16 protein-coding genes are annotated in these 19,074 nt (G+C 51.6%); 15 read left to right on the top strand and 1 reads right to left on the bottom strand.

The features are described from left to right. Positions 1-176 precede the first annotated feature (176 nt). Complete coding sequence (locus DBY90_RS07750) at positions 177-1,805, bottom strand: ABC-F family ATPase (RefSeq protein WP_039405020.1); 1,629 nt, start codon at positions 1,803-1,805, stop codon at positions 177-179. A gap of 99 nt (positions 1,806-1,904) precedes the next feature. Between DBY90_RS07750 and DBY90_RS07745 the strand changes: the two genes are divergently transcribed. From DBY90_RS07745 to DBY90_RS07665, 15 genes are all read left to right on the top strand, one after another. Continuing rightward, entirely contained in the window at positions 1,905-2,099 is a 195-nt protein-coding gene (locus DBY90_RS07745; protein WP_039405018.1) for a hypothetical protein, read from the top strand. A gap of 22 nt (positions 2,100-2,121) precedes the next feature. Then, entirely contained in the window at positions 2,122-2,583 is a 462-nt protein-coding gene (locus tag DBY90_RS07740) for a DUF4124 domain-containing protein (RefSeq protein WP_049226244.1), read from the top strand. A gap of 150 nt (positions 2,584-2,733) precedes the next feature. Continuing rightward, the gene (locus tag DBY90_RS07735; RefSeq protein ID WP_003767144.1) at positions 2,734-3,069 is read left to right on the top strand and encodes a hypothetical protein; all 336 of its coding nucleotides are present in this window, start codon (positions 2,734-2,736) and stop codon (positions 3,067-3,069) included. Between the two features lie 15 nt (positions 3,070-3,084). After that, complete coding sequence (locus DBY90_RS07730) at positions 3,085-3,675, top strand: aminodeoxychorismate/anthranilate synthase component II (RefSeq protein ID WP_070492384.1); 591 nt, start codon at positions 3,085-3,087, stop codon at positions 3,673-3,675. Between the two features lie 67 nt (positions 3,676-3,742). Further along, entirely contained in the window at positions 3,743-4,777 is a 1,035-nt protein-coding gene (gene trpD / locus DBY90_RS07725) for an anthranilate phosphoribosyltransferase (protein WP_070492383.1), read from the top strand. Between the two features lie 410 nt (positions 4,778-5,187). Further along, positions 5,188-5,859: a TetR/AcrR family transcriptional regulator gene (locus tag DBY90_RS07715; RefSeq protein ID WP_070492382.1), complete on the top strand. Its 672-nt coding sequence runs from the start codon at positions 5,188-5,190 to the stop codon at positions 5,857-5,859. 20 nt (positions 5,860-5,879) lie between these two features. Then, the gene (locus tag DBY90_RS07710) at positions 5,880-6,935 is read left to right on the top strand and encodes an HlyD family secretion protein (RefSeq protein WP_070492381.1); all 1,056 of its coding nucleotides are present in this window, start codon (positions 5,880-5,882) and stop codon (positions 6,933-6,935) included. A gap of 179 nt (positions 6,936-7,114) precedes the next feature. Then, a complete protein-coding gene (gene glgX / locus DBY90_RS07705; RefSeq protein ID WP_070492380.1) occupies positions 7,115-9,115 on the top strand; it encodes a glycogen debranching protein GlgX in 2,001 nt (666 codons plus the stop codon). A gap of 318 nt (positions 9,116-9,433) precedes the next feature. Next, positions 9,434-11,914, top strand: a complete 2,481-nt coding sequence (locus DBY90_RS07695; protein ID WP_070492476.1) for a glycogen/starch/alpha-glucan phosphorylase — start codon at positions 9,434-9,436, stop codon at positions 11,912-11,914. A 426-nt stretch (positions 11,915-12,340) separates the two neighbouring features. After that, positions 12,341-13,777 carry an MBOAT family O-acyltransferase gene (locus DBY90_RS07690; RefSeq protein ID WP_070492475.1) on the top strand — a complete coding sequence of 479 codons (1,437 nt, stop codon included), beginning with the start codon at positions 12,341-12,343 and terminating at the stop codon, positions 13,775-13,777. A gap of 15 nt (positions 13,778-13,792) precedes the next feature. Continuing rightward, positions 13,793-14,866 carry a peptidoglycan O-acetyltransferase PatB gene (patB, locus tag DBY90_RS07685; RefSeq protein ID WP_070492474.1) on the top strand — a complete coding sequence of 358 codons (1,074 nt, stop codon included), beginning with the start codon at positions 13,793-13,795 and terminating at the stop codon, positions 14,864-14,866. A 113-nt stretch (positions 14,867-14,979) separates the two neighbouring features. Next, positions 14,980-16,089 (top strand): SGNH/GDSL hydrolase family protein, encoded by a 1,110-nt coding sequence (locus tag DBY90_RS07680; protein ID WP_070492473.1) that lies wholly within the window; start codon positions 14,980-14,982, stop codon positions 16,087-16,089. A gap of 348 nt (positions 16,090-16,437) precedes the next feature. Beyond that, entirely contained in the window at positions 16,438-17,262 is an 825-nt protein-coding gene (locus DBY90_RS07675) for an amino acid ABC transporter substrate-binding protein (RefSeq protein WP_070492472.1), read from the top strand. After that, the gene (locus DBY90_RS07670) at positions 17,252-17,968 is read left to right on the top strand and encodes an amino acid ABC transporter permease (RefSeq protein ID WP_083286730.1); all 717 of its coding nucleotides are present in this window, start codon (positions 17,252-17,254) and stop codon (positions 17,966-17,968) included. The genes DBY90_RS07675 and DBY90_RS07670 overlap by 11 nt, the downstream gene beginning before the upstream one ends. A 9-nt stretch (positions 17,969-17,977) precedes the next feature. Continuing rightward, the gene (locus tag DBY90_RS07665; RefSeq protein WP_070492470.1) at positions 17,978-18,745 is read left to right on the top strand and encodes an amino acid ABC transporter ATP-binding protein; all 768 of its coding nucleotides are present in this window, start codon (positions 17,978-17,980) and stop codon (positions 18,743-18,745) included. The last annotated feature ends 329 nt before the right edge of the window (positions 18,746-19,074 follow it).

Below are 19,074 nucleotides of genomic sequence, written 5' to 3'. Positions count from 1 at the left end.
GTGGGAAGCGGTCGATGTGTTTGGCAATCATGGCTTGGGCGGTTTGCCGGAAGAAGGTGCTCATGAGAAATCCCCTAAATGTCTTGGTGGGAATTTAGGGGATTTTGGGGAATTTTGCAAAGGTCTCAGTCTTTCAGACGACGTTGGTGTTTCAGACATTGATTAAAACGGCGTAATTAAGCCAAGCCTTTTTTCTCCAGATAGCTTTCGTAATCGCCCAGATAGTGTTCGTAGCCGCCCTTGCCGTCCAGCTCGATAATCTGGGTGGCGAGCGAGGAGACGAATTGGCGGTCGTGCGATACGAAAATCAGCGTGCCGTTGTATTTCTCCAGCGCCATGTTCAGCGATTCGATGCTTTCCATGTCCATGTGGTTGGTGGGTTCGTCCATAATCAGTACATTGGGTTTCAACAGCAGAAGTTTGCCGTAGAGCATACGGCCTTTTTCACCGCCGGAGAGAACCTGCACTTTTTTCACCACGTCGTTGCTGCCGAAGAGCAAACGCCCCAAAGTGCCGCGGATGACCTGTTCGTCGTCGCCTTCTTGGCCCCATTGGCGCATCCATTCGCTCAGGTTCATATCGACGTCGAAGTCGTTTTCATGGTCTTGCGGATAATAGCCGACGTTGGCTTTTTCCGCCCATTTGATGGTGCCTGCATCGGGGGTGAGGCCGTCTGAATATTCGGGGTTGAACGCGCCGGCAAGGAGTTTCAGCAGGGTGGATTTACCCGCGCCGTTGGGGCCGATGATGGCGAGGCGCTGGCCGGCTTCGAGGATGAAGCTCAGGTTTTTGAACAACTGGGTTTCAAAGCGTTTGGCCAGGTTTTCGACTTCCACCGCCTGACGGTGCAGCTTGGCTTTTTCATCGGCTTCAAAGCGGATATACGGGTTTTGGCGGGTAGAAGGTTTCACTTCGACCATCTCGGCTTTGATTTTGTCTGCCTGTTTCAGACGGCTGGTTGCCTGACGGGCTTTGGATTTGTTGGCGGAGAAGCGGGCGACGAACTCTTGCAGCTCTTGCAGTTTCTCTTTGGCTTTGGCGTTGTCCTTCAGGGCGCGTTCGCGCGATTGGGCGGAAGCGAGCATGTAGTCGTCGTAGTTGCCCGGGTAGATAGTGATGGTGTTGTAGTCCAAATCCGCCATGTGCGTGCAGACTTCGTTCAAAAAGTGACGGTCGTGCGAGATGATGATCATGGTGGAGTCGTATTGGTTCAACACGCCCTCCAACCAGCGGATGGTGTTGATGTCCAAGTTGTTGGTCGGCTCGTCAAGCAAGAGAACATCAGGTTTGGAGAACAGGGCTTGCGCCAGCAATACGCGCAGCTTGAAGCCAGGGGCGACTTCCGCCATGGTCGCATTGTGCAAATCTTCAGAAATGCCCACGCCGCTCAACAGTTCGGCGGCGCGCGCTTCGGCGGTGTAGCCGTCGTATTCGGCGAACTTGGCTTCCAGTTCGGCGGCTTTCATGTAATCGTCTTCGGTGGCTTCGGGGTTGGCGTAAATCGCGTCGCGTTCGGTCATTGCCGCCCACATTTCGGTATGCCCCATCATCACCACGTCCAGCACGCGCATGTCTTCGTAGGCAAACTGGTCTTGGCGCAGCTTACCCAAGCGCACGCCGTTTTCAATCGCGACTTCGCCCGCAGTCTGTTCCAAATCGCCGCCGAGGATTTTCATGAAGGTGGATTTGCCCGAACCGTTCGCGCCGATCAAGCCGTAGCGGTTGCCTTCGCCGAACTTGACGGATACGTTTTCAAACAGCGGCTTCGCGCCGAACTGCATGGTAATGCCGTTGGTAGAAATCATTATTGGTAAAACCTTTATAAATATAGATAAACAGGGTGTTATAATCGCCGGCGATTGTAGCATATTTTGTATAGGTCGTCTGAAACGGGGGCGGAGGAAATGGAAACCGAAAAAATCTATTACGCCGTGATTATTCTGTTGTGCGCCGCATCCATGCTGCTCAGTCCGTTTTTCTATATCCGCCGCACGCGATCGGGCGCAGAATTACGCCACGCACCTCGGCAATGGAAGCCGATTATTATTGCGAATTTGGTGATGATCATTGCTTTGGTGGCATGGTGGATATGGTTTTGATGATTTGATGAAAGGTATAAGAATGAATAAATTGATTTTAAGCACATTACTGCTCGCATTTTCCGTCGTAGCAACGGCATCCCCCGTATTTGAATGTATCGACAAATCAGGGCGTAAAACCTATACGCAGACCGGCGGCAAAAACTGCAAACCGGGCAATATCGGCAGACCTTCGGTTTATACCTCCGCCGCACCGTCCGCACACTCGGCATCAGCAAACGCTGCTTCAGGAAAAGCTCCATCCGAACAAATGCCACCTCCACCAGCCAGCGCAATACCCGGCTCATCTTCAGCGCAAAACGAATTGGCTCAGGCACAGAAAAATCTGGAAGAGGGCAAACAGGTCCGTTATGGCAACGAGCGAAACTACGCCCGCTATCAAGAACGGATTAAAGGTTTGGAGAATCAAGTGAAAGCCGCGCAGGAACGGGTTAATGCGGCAAACAGTATGGGTGGTGAAGGTGAGATGATGCCCGAGTATTGATAGAGAAAAAGATGTCAATAAAAAGGTCGTCTGAAAAACCGTTTCGTTTATTTTCAGACGACCTTTCAATCGGAGGGGCAGGCGCAGCTTTCCGAGTATCGCGGTTAACTGTGCTATTATGTCGATATAAATATTCCGTCCGAAACGCTTATGAACGATGCAGACGATTATTTGGGCAAGATGCCTTTTTTTATTGTATTCCTCGACCCGCTGCACACGGATTTCCACAGCAGCGGCAAGCCTCTGAACGAATACATCGCCCGTCATCCGCTGATGCACGACAAGTTGCACCGCCCCGCCTTTGCCGCCAAAGTGTTGGAAATGGCAGCAAACAGCAGCAATATGCGTGTATTTGTCCGCAAAGCAGATGCGCTGATTAAGCATCCGCTGCATTATATCGTCCGTAACGGCGTTTTCCGAACCGAAGAGCAGATGTGGGCGTTTATCAATTCGCCTGAAAACATCGCTGCCGTCAAACAACCCTAAAAAGGCCGCATACTCATGCTTTTGTTCATTGATAATTATGACAGTTTCACCTACAACATCGTCCAATATTTCGCCGAACTCGGTCAGGAAGTCGTCGTCCGCCGCAACGACGATATCACGCTCGAAGAAATCGAAGCTTTGAAACCGCAATATCTCGTTATCGGGCCGGGTCCTTGTTCGCCGAAAGAAGCGGGCATTTCCGTCGCTGCCATGCGCCATTTCGCCGGCAAGCTGCCGATTATGGGCGTGTGCCTCGGACATCAGACGATAGGCGAAGCGTTCGGCGGCGATGTGGTGCGGGCAAAAACGATGATGCACGGCAAAGTTTCGCCTGTGTTCCATTTGAACAAAGGCATGTTCAAAGATTTGCCCGATCCCGTTACCTGCACGCGTTATCACAGCCTTGTCATCGCCCGCGATACGCTGCCCGATTGTCTGGAAGTCACCGCATGGACGGAAGATCAGGAAATCATGGGCGTGCGGCATAAGGAATACGCCATCGAAGGCGTGCAGTTCCACCCCGAAGCCCTTTTGACCGAACACGGACACGATATGTTGAAAAACTTTTTGGAAGAATTTAAAGACTTCCAAGCGTCCGCCGCTTAAACCAAACGTCGTCTGAAAATTTTCAGACGACGTTTGACGTAAAAATACCCGTAAAAAGGATTGAACCATGATTACACCGCAACAAGCCATTGAACGATTAATCAGCAACAATGAATTGTTTTACGATGAAATGACCGACCTGATGCGCCAGATTATGAGCGGGCAGGTGCCGCCCGAACAAATCGCCGCCATTCTGACCGGCCTGCGGATTAAAGTTGAAACCGTATCGGAAATCACCGCCGCAGCCGCTGTCATGCGCGAATTTGCCGTCAAAGTGCCGCTGGAAAATTCAGACGACCTCGTCGATATTGTCGGTACGGGCGGAGACGGCGCAAAAACCTTCAATATTTCCACGACTTCCATGTTTGTCGCGGCGGCGGCAGGTGCGAAAGTCGCCAAACACGGCGGGCGTTCCGTTTCTTCGTCCAGTGGCGCGGCGGACGTGATGGAGCAGATGGGCGCGGTGTTGAACATTACGCCCGAGCAAGTTGCCGAAAGCATCCGTCAAACAGGTTTGGGCTTTATGTTTGCCCAAAACCACCATAGCGCGATGCGCCACGTCGCGCCCGTGCGCCGTTCGCTCGGGTTTAGAAGTATTTTCAATATCTTGGGCCCGCTGACCAACCCTGCCGGTGCGCCGAACCAGCTCTTGGGCGTGTTCCACATCGACTTGTGCGGCATCCTGTCGCGCGTATTGAAACAGCTTGGCTCCAAGCATGTTTTGGTCGTGTGCGGTGAAGGAGGTTTGGACGAAATCACGCTGACCGGCAAAACCCGCGTTGCCGAGCTGAAAGACGGAGAAATCCGCGAATACGACATCAGCCCCGCCGATTTCGGCATTGAAATTCGCCGCGATTTGGACGAAATCAAAGTCGCCAACGCGCAAGAATCGTTGGAGAAAATGGATGAAGTGTTGAGCGGCAAACATGGCGCGGCACGCGACATCGTCCTGCTCAACACCGCCGCCGCGCTTTATGCCGGCAATGTCGTACCTTCGTTGGCGGACGGTGTCAAAGCCGCCGAAGCAGCCATCGATTCGGGTAAGGCAAAAGCGAAAAAAGAAGAATTTATCCGCTTTACGCAGCAATTTGCCAAAGAGTAAGCAAAGGTCGTCTGAAAACGGGAAGTCAGTTTTCAGACGATTTTTTATAGCTACTTCCAAACATTCAGATATTGATAAGGCGTTTATTTATTTTGGTGCTTGCCTTTAAATCGCTTGAAACCGTTTTTTCAGACGAGCCATATCCTCTTAAATCAGATTTAACTATCGGATTTTAATGATGATTGAGAGGTTGGCTGCATTGAAGGCGGGGGCAGTTTGTTATATAGTGAAATAAAAAAACAGACAGGATGATTGAGTCGGGGCGTTTTGCGTGCTTTATAAAATAAGAGTAGGTTGGCATTTATATCGGGCAGGGTTCGGATGATGCGTTGACGGTTGACGGCAGCGTCCGCAGACAGCTTGATATTTCAGAAGATTTTTGTTTCATTTGAGTCTTGGATATTTGTCCTATGACAACAATACAGGCAGATGAGGTGAAGATAATGGACGGTGTGACCAGTGCGCAATTTATTTCCGCAGGCATTCATTTTTATCCCCGATGCGGCTACAAGCGGCTGTCGGAGCAGGCGATTGCGGAGCATTTAAATTCGAATTTGGAAACGTTCAACAGGATGTTTGCTGATAAAGACGAATTTGTGAAGGCAATGTTGATCGAGTACAGCAATCGGGCTTTGGGGCGGGTGTCGTTCGATTTTGCCCAAAATATCGAAGATACGGAGCGGCTGTATCAGATTGTCTGGCGGCTGGCGGTAACGATACGCGAGCATTTGGCGTGGATACACAGGATGCTGCTGGACAGCGAAGAGGGCGTGGATTTGATTACCAAGGCGTTGAAAAAGCAGCATAAGATGCTTGCCTATGGGATGATTCGGCATATTAAAGCGTGCAACGGCAGGGAAGATGTGTCGCAATTGGAATTGTTGAACCAGTTTGAGTTTCTCAACGGTGCGGTTATCTCGCCGATGATTATGAACACGCGTTATCGGATGCTGGGGATACTGACCGATGAGATGAACGGGCGGCATGAGGATTTGCTGACCGATTCGTCCATCCACCAAAGGATAGATTGGGCGTTTGCCGCGCTGTTTCCGCAATACCGCTCTAAGGCGCGCCCGTTTTGACGATTAAGGTGTAACGCAACATGAAAAAAGCTGTTATTGCTTCTCTTGCCGTCGCGCTGGTTGCGGGCGGTGTGTGGTATGTCCTTCAAAACCAAAAAGAAACCTTGCCTGCATGGATCGCACAATCCAACGGGCGGCTGGAATTGAACCGCATCGATGTCGCCAGCCTGTATCCGGGGCGGGTGAAGGCGGTATTGGTGGAAGAGGGCGGAGTTGTGAAAGAGGGCGATATTCTGGCGGAACTGTCGTCTGAAACCAGCAACAGCCGTTTGGAAGAAGCGCGGGCGGCGGAATTGCGGCAAGAAGAGGCGGTCGGTCGCGCCAAAGCTGCCGAAGCGCAGATGAAACAGACGGTTGCGCGCGCGCAGGCAAATGTGGACGCGAACAGGCAGCAGCTGCGCGTGGCGAAAATGGAGCTGGACAATGCGCGCAAATTGCTTGCCGACCAGCTGGTGTCGCAATCGGAAGTCACCAAGCGTCAGGCGGATTATGAGCGTGCTGTTGCGGCGGTCAAAGCAGCCGAAGCGGCGCGGGACGAAGCGCGGGCGACGGTAGCGCAAAGTGCCGCCGCGCAAGCGGAAGCGCGCGCCGGTGTGGAACAGGCGAGGGCGGCAGTCAAATCGGCCACATCCGCCAACGATGATATGAATATCCGCGCGCCGATAGCCGGCAGGGTGGAATACACCATTGCGGAAGCGGGCAACGTGGTCGCGGCGGGTTCGAAAGTGGTCAGCCTGCTTGATCCTGCCGATGTTTCGATGAATATTTTTCTGCCGACCGACAGCATAAGTCGTCTGAAAGTCAATGATGAGGCGCGTATCCGTTTGGACGGCATTGATGCGGTGTTCCCCGCCAAAATCAAATTTATCGCGACGGACGCGCAATTTACGCCTAAGTCGGTGGAAACGGTCGATGAACGCGCGAAGCTGATGTTTAAAGTGAAATTGCAAGTGCCGCGCGAGACGGCGGTGAAATACAACCGTCTGCTGAAAGGCGGGTTGACGGGCAACGGTTTTGTGAAAACCGACGACAAAGGGGCATGGCCCGCCGAGCTGGCGGTGAGGTTGCCGAATTAGCATCTGACGGATTCGGACGGCCTTGATATGAAAACAAAGGTTTATGGCTAAAAGAGGTCGTCTGAAAACGGGATTTCGTTTTTCAGACGACCTCTTTCAACTTGAGTATCACCACTATAAAAAGAACGCATATCCGGAAACGCCGCCAAACGCGTTTCCATCAAATCAGGACAAACAAAATGAAAACCAAACCATGGCGCATTGAAGAAGGTGCGCCTTATCCGATGGGCGTGTCGCTGACTGAGGAAGGGGCGAATTTTGCGCTGTTTTCCATCCATGCCGAAAAAGTTGAGCTGTGCCTCTTTGACAAGGGAGGGGAAACCCGTTTGGAAATGCCTTCGCGGCGCGGGTCGGTGTTTTACGGCTTTGTGCCGGAGGTCGGGGCAGGGCAGCGGTATGGTTTTCGTGTTTACGGACGCGCTGATGCGCCGGGCGGCTCGTGTTTCAATCCGAATAAATTGTTGATTGACCCGTATTCCAAAAAAATCGACGGCAAACCGAGTTATCGGGATGATGAGGAAATGGCATGGTTTCGTCCGGAAGACGGGCGGGACAATGCGGCGGTGGCACCCAAAAGCGTGGTGGTGGGCGACGATGATTTCGATTGGGGCGACGACCGCCGCCCGAACCATCCGTGGGGCAGGACGATAGTGTACGAAGCCCATGTGAAAGGCTTTACCAAGCAATTCCCCGATTTGGAACACGCGGGAACGTATCAAGCGCTGACCGATCCGCGCGTGATTGATTATTTGAAAACTTTGGGCGTTACCGCCGTCGAGCTGCTGCCGGTACACCAGCATTTGGACGAATACCACCTGCAAAAAATGGGCTTGAGCAATTATTGGGGCTACAACACTTATTCCCATTTTGCCGTCGAGCCGTCTTATGCCGCCGATGCCGAATGCGCAGCGGAAGAGTTGAAGCAGGCGGTCAAAGCCTTGCATCAAGCAGGTTTGGAAGTGATTTTGGATGTTGTGTACAACCATACCGCCGAGCAGGACGAAAAAGGCCCGATGCTTTGCCAGCGCGGCATAGACAATGCTTTGTGGTATTGGCTGAAGCCCGACGGCAGCTATGAAAACTGGTCGGGTTGCGGCAATACGTTGAACATCGTCCGCCGCGACGTAACCCGTTGGGCGGCGGACAGCCTGCGCTATTGGGCGGAAACGTTTCATGTGGACGGTTTCCGCTTCGACTTGGGAACGGTATTGGGGCGGGAACCCGATTTTCAGGCTTACGGACGCTTTTTTCAGGTGGTGTACCAAGACCCCGTGTTGGCACGCTGCAAACTGATTGTCGAGGCGTGGGACATCGGCGAAGGCGGCTATCACTTGGGCAATTTCCCGCAGCCTTTTGCCGAGTGGAACGGACGTTTCCGCGACGATATGCGCGCGTTTTGGGTGTGGGAAAGCGGCAATTTGGGCGCGTTTGCCGAACGTCTGGCGGGGTCGTCTGATATTTTCAACCACAGCGGCCGCCATCCTTCCGCCAGTATCAATTTCATCACCGCACACGACGGTTTTACGCTGCGCGATTTGGTCAGCTACAACGAAAAACACAACCACGCCAACGGCGAAGACAACCGCGACGGGCATAACGAAAACATCAGTTACAACCACGGCATCGAGGGCGAAACCGAAGATGCGGCGGTTTTAGAAGACCGCTCCTACACCGCCAAAGCCTTGCTTGCCTCGCTGTTCCTTGCCAACGGTACGCCTATGCTGCTGGCGGGCGATGAGTTCGGCAACAGCCAACAGGGCAACAACAACAGCTATTGTCAGGACAATCCGATTACTTGGCTGGATTGGCATCAGGCAGATGAAGCGTTGCAAAACTATACGCGCGATTTAATCCGCCTGCGTCAAGAAATTAAATTACTGGGTGATGACGTCTGGTGGGAAAAAGAGCGTGTCGGCTGGCTCAATGCAGAAGGCGAACCGATGAGCGAGATTTGTTGGCACAATCGCGGCGCAAAAGCCATGCAAATTATGCTGGACGATGAGTGGCTACTGTTGGTCAACGCCAAACGTAGCCGACAGTTATTTAACCTGCCTCAAGGAAGTTGGCAGCTTTCTTGCGTACCATCTGAGAAGTTTAATTATAATCAAGACGGCAAACTGACAGTCGAACATATGGGTATTTGGGTTTTGCATCGTACAAACGCATCGCCGGATAAGTAATATTTTTTAGTTAGTGATATGTTTTTAAATGAAAACCCTGTTATTCATGCTGTCTCAGTTATAATGCTGAAGATTAGTAATAAATTTACTTGATTGACTTTGCTTGACGGAAAATAAAGGCATTTTGTTTTTCAGACGACCTCAGACCGTCAGAAGATATAGTGGATTAAATTTAAATCAGGACAAGGCGACGAAGCCGCAGACAGTACAGATAGTACGGCAAGGCGAGGTAACGCCGTCCTGGTTTAAAGTTAATCCACTATACAAACCGATAAATTCCCCGCTTCATCACCCCATCCTCAACAGAGAAAGGCTATCATGGCTAAGAAAAAACAACCCATTTCAGGTTTTGATTACGTCATGCCGAAACCGGATGCCGAAACCATCCGCAAGTCCATCGTCTATAAATTGATTTTCATTTTGGGCGTCGATCCGAAAGAGGCGACCGAACACCAATGGCTCAACGCCGCCATGCTCGCCGCGCGCGACCTGATTGCCGAAGACTTCCTGCAAACCCGCCGCGCCCACATCGACAACGGCAAACGCATGGTTTACTACCTTTCCATGGAATTCCTGTTGGGACGCGCCTTCGTCAACGCTTTGATTAACGAAGGCGTTTATGCCGAATTTGAAGAAGCGTTCAAACAATTGGGTAAAGAGTTCGCCGATGTCTGCGAACAAGAACAAGACCCCGGCTTGGGCAATGGCGGTTTGGGTCGCCTTGCCGCCTGCTTCCTCGACTCGCTCGCCACTTTGCGCATTCCTGCCATGGGCTACGGCATCCGCTATCAATACGGCATGTTCAAACAAGAAATCGTGGACGGGCAGCAAGTCGAAAAACCCGATTTGTGGCTCGACCAGGATTTGGCATGGCAAATCGGTCGTCCGAACAAACAATACGCCGTCAGCTTCGGCGGACAGGTCATCAATATGGGTGATAAAAAAGAATGGCATCCGAGCGAAGAAATTTCCGCGATGGCGTACGATGAAATCATCCCCGGCTACGGCGGCGACATCGCCAACCCGTTGCGCCTGTGGACGGCACACGCCGGCAACCGCTTCGACTTGGCGGACTTCAACCGCGGCGATTACGCTTCCGCCGTCCGTGCGCAAAACAGCGATGAAAACATCTCGCGCGTCCTCTATCCGAACGACTCCACCGACAGCGGTCGCGAACTGCGCTTGAAACAGGAATATTTCCTTGTTTCCGCATCCGTACAAGACATCGTGGCACGCCATAAATGCCGTTTCCCCAGCATCAAAAACCTTGCCGACAAAGTCGCCATCCACTTGAACGACACCCACCCCGTACTGGCGATTCCCGAGCTGATGCGCATTCTGATTGACGAAGAAGGCATTGCGTGGACTGAAGCATGGAATATGTGCTGCAAGATTTTCTCTTACACCAACCACACCCTGATGAGCGAAGCCTTGGAAACCTGGCCGGTCGATTTGATGGGTCGCCTGCTGCCGCGCCATTTGGACATCATCTTTGAAATCAACGCCTACTTCTTGAACGCCCTGCGCGCCATCGGCAACTTCGACGACGACTTCGTCCGCCGCGTGTCCATCATCGATGAGAACAACGGCCGCCGTGTCCGCATGGCATGGCTGGCAGTCATCGGTTCGCACAAAGTCAACGGCGTGGCGAAAATCCACTCCGACCTGATGACCACTTCCATCTTCGCCGACTTTGCCAAAGTGTTCCCCGAACGCTTCACCAACGTGACCAACGGCGTAACCCCGCGCCGCTGGATCAACATCGCCAACCCCGAGTTGACCCGCTTCCTCGATAAACACTTGGGCGAACAAGACTGGCGCCTGCATTTGGACAATCTGACCAAGCTCAACGAAAAAGTTGACGATGCAAGCGTGCAGGCAGAATTCGGCGCAGTGAAAAAAGCCGCCAAAGAACGCCTCGCCAAATACATCGAAACCGAATTGGGCATCAAGGTTAACACGGATGCGTTGTTTGACATTCAAATCAAACGCATCCACGAATACAAACGCCAGGCGTTGAATGTGATGCACATCGTCGACCGCTACAACAAAATCTTGGAAAACCCGGATTTCGACTGGCAGCCACGAGTCTTCATCTTTGCCGGTAAAGCCGCATCCGCCTACTACATGGCGAAAAAAATCATCCGCCTGATTAACGACGTAGCGAAAACCATCAACAACGACGAACGCATCCGCGACCTGATTAAAGTCGTCTATATCCCGAATTACAGCGTCAGCCTCGCCCAAATCATCATCCCCGCCGCCGATTTGCACGAACAAATCTCATTGGCAGGCACAGAGGCATCCGGCACCAGCAACATGAAGTTCGCCCTCAATGGTGCGCTCTGTATGGGTACGCTGGACGGCGCGAACGTTGAAATTCTGGAAAAAGTCGGCGCGGACAACTGCTTTATCTTCGGCAACACCGTTGAACAAGTGGAAGAACTTCGCCGCAACGGCTACGACCCGCTGGGCTACATCGAACGCGATCACGACCTGCGCCGCGTCGTCAACCAAATCAGCAGCGGCACGTTCTCCCCCGAAGAGCCGAACCGCTATAACGACGTCCTGCAACCTTACGGCGATTTCTATCAACTGATGGCGGATTTCCGCAGCTACATCGACACGCAATACAAAGCGGACGAACACTACCGCGATGTTGCCGCATGGCGTAAATCCGCGTTGATTAACATCGCCAATATGGGCTTCTTCTCGTCAGACCGTTCCATCGCCGACTACTGCCGCGATATTTGGTACATCAAGCCGCTGACTTTGAAAGAGCTGCCTAAGCACCAATAAGGCTGATATGAATGAAGCAGTAAACGGAACAGCCGATACGGGAAGGTATCGGCTGTTTTTTATTGTGTAATATTTTAAGAGAGGCTCATAATATAGTGGATTAAATTTAAATCAGGACAAAGCGACGAGGCCGCAGACAGTACAAATATTATGGCAAGGCGAGGCAACGCCGTACTGGTTTAATATTTAATCCGCTATATCGTTCTTTCCAAAGAGGATAGGTATTTATATATAAAATAATTATAAATAAATTGATGTGCTGTCCAAAAAGCCTTGATTCGCCCACTCTTTTGACGAACGGCCATTTTTTGGGATTAACGTTAGTTTCATAAATTCAAATACTTATTTACAATATGCAGTTTTAGTTTAAACTGCTAAACCTATTATTTCGAATTATCCGAACAATAAAAATTTCAAGGAACATTTATGCCGTTGCTGTCGATTGAATTCGCAGTATTTTTTATTGCTTTTCTGCCTCTTTATTGGGCATTTTTCCGTATGCCGTCGGTGCAGAATGTTTTACTTCTGCTGGCGGGTATGGGTTGGCTGTATCACTTGAATCCCATCTTTGCCGCCATGATTGCCTGCTATTCGTCCTGTGTGCATCTGCTCGGTCTTTTGATGTCGTCTGAAAAGGAAAACGTGCGGAAATTCTGGCTGGGCTTCGGCGTAGCGTCGGCTTTGGCGGTATTGTGTTTCTTCAAATATTTCGATTTTTTCCGTCCGTTTATCCGCCAATACACAGGACAGAGCGAGATTGTCGATATCTTGATGCCTTTGGGGCTGTCTTATTACACGTTTCAATCTTTGGCTTATTTGGTGTACTGCTGCCGCCATCCGATGGGCGACCGCTTTGCGTGGCATGAGTTGCTGCTGCATTTGAGCTTTTTCCCAACGATTACTTCCGGACCGATTATCCGTGCCGCGGCGTTTAAAAGCATAGACGGCGAACAGGTGGGTGCTTTGGCGCAGATTCGGACTGCCGAAACGCGCGCATTGGTGCGTCCCGCGCTGGCGGTGTGCTTGATTTTGCTCGGTATTGCTAAAAAGTGGTGGCTGGCGGGCGCGCTGGGAGAAGGCTGGGTATCGCCTGTTTTCGAGAATCCCGCCCAATTTGACGGCTGGGGCGTGTTGTCGGGTGTGTACGGCTATACTTTCCAACTTTTCTTTGATTTTTCAGGCTATTCGGATTTGGTTATCGGGATGGCGATGCTGCTCGGTTTCCGCCTGCCGAAAAACTTTGCCGCACCGCTGCGCGCGTTCAATATCCGCGACTTCTGGAACCGTTGGCACATCAGCCTTTCCACTTGGATACGCGACTATATTTATATTCCTTTGGGCGGCAACAAACACGGCTTCGTCCTGACGCAGTTCAACTTGCTGTTGGCAATGGTATTGTCGGGCGTTTGGCACGGCTACGGCTGGAATTTCCTGCTGTGGGGCGCGCTGCACGGTGTGGCATTAATTTTGCTCAACTGCGGCGACAAAATCTTTGGTCGGGACGGTTCACGTCGTCTGAAAATCTTGCGTCCGCTCGCCTGGTTCGTCACTTTTCATTTTGTCTGCTTCACTTTCGTCGTATTCAACACCAGCAGCCTCGCCGATACGCAGATGGTGTTTGATGCCTTATTTGCCAACGAAACAGGTTGGGCGGCTCCAAAGCAGGCGGATATCTTGCTGCTTGCCGCGTTTGGTCTGATGATTTTGCTCTACCCGTATTTGCTTCGCCTGTTTGACGGCGCGGTGGCGGCGTTGGAAAAAATGCCGATGTGGCTGTGGTTTATACCGCTGACGCTGGCGTTGGTGCTGATTATCGTATTGGCGCCGTCGGGCATTCCAGGCTTTATTTACGCCGACTTTTAAAAGGACAATCAGAATATGAAACGCTTTATTTCCCTGTTTGCTTCCCTTTTGGTTTGCACTTTCGGCGCGGCGTGGTTCAGTCAAGACTCCATCAATGCCTATTGGCAGCAAACCTATCATCAGGCATCTCCGCTGGAACCGCTGTCCGAATATGAATGGTGGCGCACCGGCGCACAGTTGCAACAAGACGCATACGCCTTTTCAGACGACCTCAAAGCGCGTTTGGCAGGACAGCCTATGCTTGCCGAACCGGAGCCTCAAATCGCTCAAGGCGACGGGTCGTCTGAACAAAATGTACTCAATGCGTCCGAACCGCACGAAAAAAACCGTCCCGCCGACGGACGCCACCCCCAAACGGCACAAAACGGCGGACAGCCTGACACGCACCGTCTCCCTATCGCCCCGCCCGCCAATATCGTTCTCGGACAAGGCGACAAGGTCTTTTTTGCGGGCGATTCAATGATGCAGGGCGTTGCGCCTTTTGTCGAAAGAAGCCTTAAAAAACAATACGGTATCCAGTCGGTGAACCTAAGCAAACAAAGTACCGGATTATCTTATCCCAAGTTTTTCGACTGGCCGAACACCATCGAGCAGACACTCAAACAACAAACCGATATCCGCCTTTTGGTCGTCTTCCTCGGCCCTAACGACCCGTGGGACTTCCCGAAAGGCAAAAAATACCTGAAATTCGCCTCACCCGAATGGTCGGAAGAATACCTCAGCCGCGTCAACCGCATCCTGACCGCCGCCGAGCAACACCACGTCCAAGTCATTTGGATGGGCATTCCTTATATGAAACAGGCAAAACTTAACAAGCAAATGCGATATCTCGACAAACTTTTAGCAGACGAGATCAGTCCAAAAGCCTTGTGGATACCGACCGACAAGCTCCTCAGCAACGGCTCAGACACCTACGCCGACTCCGTCAACATCAATGGAAAAATCATCCGCTACCGCAGCAAAGACGGCATCCACTTCTCAGCTGAAGGACAAAAACTGCTCGCGGATAAAATCATGGAAAAAATCGTTTTTCAGACGACCCCTGAAGTGAACGGCGAAGAACGCACGGAACAATTATCCGCACGTTAAGCCCGTATCGGCAGTAAAAGGACGGCGTTTTGTTTATCCAATGCCGTCTTTTTCGTTACAATAGCCGTCCGCCGCGTTAAAAGACGTCGTCTGAAACCACACACAGGAAACTCATGAACATCAAAACCCTGTCCGTATCCCTTACCGCATTGTGCCTGTCTGCCGCCGCCCCCGCCGCCGATATGCTGCTGGAAAACTACGGCAGCAGCCGTCCCACATGGCTCTCCAAACTCAAAAAACTCGACCGCAGCTCGGACAGCAAATTCCGCGTCCTCCAAATCGGCGATTCACACACCGCCGGCGACCTTTTCACCGAACAACTGCGCCTGCGCCTCCAACAAAAATGGGGCGACGGCGGCATAGGCTGGGTTTATCCTTCTAGCGTCAAAGGTCAGCGCAGCGCAGCCGTCCGCTATGACGGCTCATGGCAAACCGTCAGCAGCCGCAGCGTTTCAGACGACTTCCCCTTAGGCGGCATCATCGCCAAATCCAACGGCAGCAGCGTTACCATCAGCGCCAAAGACGGCAGCAGCGGCGAGAAGCAGATTTCCGTTTTCGCCAAACCCGTTCTGCCCGAACAAACCCTTTCATTCAACGGACGTGAAGTTCCCGCCGGAAGCAGCGGCTGGCAAATCATCCGCAGCAACAGCCGCCTGCCCTTGACCCTCAGCAGCTCCATGCCTTGGGACATCGGCTACATCAATATCGAAAATCCCGGACGCGGCATAACCGTTTCCGCACTCGGCATCAACGGCGCGCAACTGACCCACTGGTCCAAATGGCGTCCCTCTTGGCAGGATGACCTTGCCCAAACCCGCGCCGATCTCGTTATCATCGCCTACGGCACCAACGAAGCCTTCGCCCGCGATTTGGACATCACAGCCACCGAACAAAGCTGGGGCAGCTACATCCGCCAAATCAAACAAAGCCTGCCCGACGCAGGCATCCTGATTCTCGGCGCACCCGAATCCCTTAAAAGCACTTCAGGAAGCTGCGGCACACGCCCAGCCACTTTAAGCAGCATTCAACAAATGCAGCAGCGCGTCGCCCGCGATGAAAAAATCATGTATTGGTCGTGGCAGAACGCGATGGGCGGAGAATGCAGCATGAAAAGCTGGATGAACCAAGGCCTTGCCGCCAAAGACGGCGTCCACTTCTCAGGCAAAGGCTACCGCCAAGCCGCCGACCGCCTCGCCGACAGCTTGATACAAATGGCGGATTAATCGAAAAAGGTCGTCTGAAAATTTTCAGACGACCTTTTGTTATGTTCGGGTTATCTCTGCGCTTTCATTTAAGGCTCCAAACCGCAGGCAAAACAGAACGCAGTTCCCTTTGAATCTGCGTGTGGTACTAAATATCAAGCCGAATCATGATGCGGACGATAAAGGGGGATCATATGAAAGCAAAAAAGAGGAGCTGCCTCCTTTTTCAGACGACCTTTGTTTGAAAAACGGAGATTTTCTGTTTTATCCATCCGTTTCGGAATAAGCGTTATAAGAAAGTATTCTTTGTGTTTGCCGTAATTTCACTTAGAATGCTGCCCTTGCACACTTTTTCTTCAGGAGAAGATTATGTTGAAAAAATTCGTACTCGGCGGCATGACCGCATTGCTTTTGGCGGCCTGCGGCGGAGAGGGCGGCAGCGCGTCTTCTTCTGCTCCCGCCCAATCTGCCGGCGCTTCCGGTTCTTTAATCGAGCGCATCAACAATAAAGGTACGATTACCGTCGGTACCGAAGGCACTTACGCGCCGTTTACCTACCACGACAAAGACGGCAAGCTGACCGGCTACGATGTGGAAGTTACCCGTGCCGTTGCCGACAAACTGGGCATCAAAGTTGAATTTAAAGAAACACGTTGGGATTCCATGATGGCAGGTTTGAAAGCCGGCCGTTTCGACGTGGTAGCAAACCAAGTCGGTCTGACCAGCCCTGAACGTCAAGCGACTTTTGACAAATCCGAGCCTTACAGCTGGAGTGGTGCCGTATTGGTTGTACGCAAAGACAGCAACATCAAATCCATCAATGACATCAAAGGCGTGAAAACCGCACAATCCCTGACCAGCAACTATGGCGAAAAAGCCAAAGCTGCAGGTGCAGAACTCGTACCGGTAGATGGTTTGGCACAATCTCTGACCCTGATTGAACAAAAACGTGCCGACGCAACCCTGAACGACGAATTGGCAGTATTGGACTACCTGAAAAATAAACCTGATGCTGGTGTAAAAATCGTTTGGTCTGCCCCGGCTGACGAAAAAGTTGGCTCCGGCTTGATTGTCAATAAAGGCAATGATGAGGCATTGGCCAAATTCAGCACAGCCATGACTGAGCTGAAAGCCGACGGCACGCTGAAAAAACTGGGCGAACAATTCTTCGGAAAAGACATCAGTGTTAAATAATTTCCTTGCCTCTCTGCCGTTTATGACTGAAACACGCGCTGATATGCTCATCAGCGCGTTTTGGCCTATGGTCAAAGCCGGTTTTATAGTATCTCTTCCTCTGGCGATTGCTTCTTTCGTTATCGGTATGATTATTGCTGTAGCCGTTGCTTTGGTAAGAATCATGCCACCAGGTGGAATTCTTCAAAAAATTCTACTTAAAGTAGTTGAATTCTATATTTCGGTCATTCGTGGAACACCGCTTTTAATACAACTGTCAGTGGTCTTCTATGGTCTGCCATCTGTTGGTATTTATATCGACCCGATTCCCGCCGCCATCATCGGCTTTTCGCTCAATGTCGGTGCATACGCTTCTGAAACCATACGCGCAGCAATTTTGTCCGTACCTAAAGGTCAATGGGAAGCCGGTTTCTCTATCGGTATGACTTATATGCAGACGTTCCGCCGCATTGTCGCTCCGCAGGCATTCCGCGTCGCCGTGCCGCCTTTGAGCAATGAATTTATCGGTTTGTTCAAAAATACCTCGCTTGCAGCAGTTGTAACGGTAACTGAATTATTCCAAGTTACCCAACAGATTGCGAATCGCTCCTATGACTATCTACCGGTGTATATCGAAGCCGCTTTGGTTTACTGGTGTTTCTGCAAAGTGCTGTTCCTGATTCAGGCGCGCTTGGAAAAACGCTTCGACCGCTATGTCGCCAAATAAGGGAAAGCCATGATTAAAATTCGCAATATCCGCAAAACCTTCGGCGAAACTACCATTTTGCGCGGCATCGATTTGGATGTCGGCAAAGGGCAGGTGGTCGTCATCCTCGGACCTTCCGGCTCGGGAAAAACGACGTTTTTACGCTGTTTAAACGCGCTGGAAATGCCCGAAGACGGGCAAATCGAGTTCGACAATGAGCGACCGTTGAAAATCGATTTTTCTAAAAAAACGACAAAGCACGACATCTTGGCTCTGCGCCGCAAATCCGGCATGGTGTTTCAGCAATACAACCTTTTTCCGCATAAAACCGCGTTGGAAAACGTGATGGAGGGCCCGGTTGCCGTACGGGGCAAACCTGCCGCCCAAGCGCGCGAAGAAGCGCTGAAATTGCTGGAAAAAGTCGGCTTGGGCGACAAGGTTGACCTTTATCCCTACCAGCTTTCCGGCGGTCAGCAACAGCGCGTCGGCATCGCCCGCGCATTGGCGATTCAGCCCGAGCTGATGTTGTTTGACGAACCCACTTCCGCGCTGGATCCCGAATTGGTACAAGACGTATTGAACGCCATGAAAGAATTGGCGCAAGAAGGTTGGACGATGGTCGTCGTGACCCACGAAATCAAGTTCGCACTTGAAGTGGCGACTACCGTCGTCGTCATGGACGGCGGCGTCATTGTAGAGCAGGGCAGTCCGAAAGAATTGTTCGAGTACCCCAAACACGAACGGACGCAGAAATTCCTGCGGCAAATCCGTAAAGATTCGGCGGATTATCGACATTAAGCCGTTTCGTTACATCAAAGGTCGTCTGAAAACAGGCATAGTGAGTTTCGTTAACACTATTCGCCGTTTTCAGACGACCTTTTTCATCATGGATCTACGTTGAAACGCTACGGCATCAACGGACGGCGACATATAGTGGATTAACTTTGAACCAGTACGGCGTTGCCTCGTCTTAGCTCAAAGAGAACGATTCTCTAAGGTGCTGAAGCACCAAGTGAATCGGTTCCGTACTATCTGTACTGTCTGCGGCTTCGTCGCCTTGTCCTGATTTAAATTTAATCCACTATAATGCTGTTTTCGCTATAAAATACCGCCTTTCCCATTTTTCC

The sequence above is a fragment of the Neisseria mucosa genome (assembly GCF_003044445.1).
GTDB classification, from domain to species: Bacteria; Pseudomonadota; Gammaproteobacteria; order Burkholderiales; family Neisseriaceae; genus Neisseria; species Neisseria mucosa_A.
Note: the sequence above shows the minus strand (reverse complement) of the source record. Positions and strands in the feature narration are given on the sequence as shown.

Bases quoted from the DNA above. Each gene is read 5' to 3' on its own strand.
- DBY90_RS07750 (WP_039405020.1), bottom strand. From the start codon at position 1,805: ATGATTTCTACCAACGGCATTACCATGCAGTTCGGCGCGAAGCCGCTG.
- DBY90_RS07745 (WP_039405018.1), top strand. From the start codon at position 1,905: ATGGAAACCGAAAAAATCTATTACGCCGTGATTATTCTGTTGTGCGCC.
- DBY90_RS07740 (WP_049226244.1), top strand. From the start codon at position 2,122: ATGAATAAATTGATTTTAAGCACATTACTGCTCGCATTTTCCGTCGTA.
- DBY90_RS07735 (WP_003767144.1), top strand. From the start codon at position 2,734: ATGAACGATGCAGACGATTATTTGGGCAAGATGCCTTTTTTTATTGTA.
- DBY90_RS07730 (WP_070492384.1), top strand. From the start codon at position 3,085: ATGCTTTTGTTCATTGATAATTATGACAGTTTCACCTACAACATCGTC.
- trpD (WP_070492383.1), top strand. From the start codon at position 3,743: ATGATTACACCGCAACAAGCCATTGAACGATTAATCAGCAACAATGAA.
- DBY90_RS07715 (WP_070492382.1), top strand. From the start codon at position 5,188: ATGACAACAATACAGGCAGATGAGGTGAAGATAATGGACGGTGTGACC.
- DBY90_RS07710 (WP_070492381.1), top strand. From the start codon at position 5,880: ATGAAAAAAGCTGTTATTGCTTCTCTTGCCGTCGCGCTGGTTGCGGGC.
- glgX (WP_070492380.1), top strand. From the start codon at position 7,115: ATGAAAACCAAACCATGGCGCATTGAAGAAGGTGCGCCTTATCCGATG.
- DBY90_RS07695 (WP_070492476.1), top strand. From the start codon at position 9,434: ATGGCTAAGAAAAAACAACCCATTTCAGGTTTTGATTACGTCATGCCG.
- DBY90_RS07690 (WP_070492475.1), top strand. From the start codon at position 12,341: ATGCCGTTGCTGTCGATTGAATTCGCAGTATTTTTTATTGCTTTTCTG.
- patB (WP_070492474.1), top strand. From the start codon at position 13,793: ATGAAACGCTTTATTTCCCTGTTTGCTTCCCTTTTGGTTTGCACTTTC.
- DBY90_RS07680 (WP_070492473.1), top strand. From the start codon at position 14,980: ATGAACATCAAAACCCTGTCCGTATCCCTTACCGCATTGTGCCTGTCT.
- DBY90_RS07675 (WP_070492472.1), top strand. From the start codon at position 16,438: ATGTTGAAAAAATTCGTACTCGGCGGCATGACCGCATTGCTTTTGGCG.
- DBY90_RS07665 (WP_070492470.1), top strand. From the start codon at position 17,978: ATGATTAAAATTCGCAATATCCGCAAAACCTTCGGCGAAACTACCATT.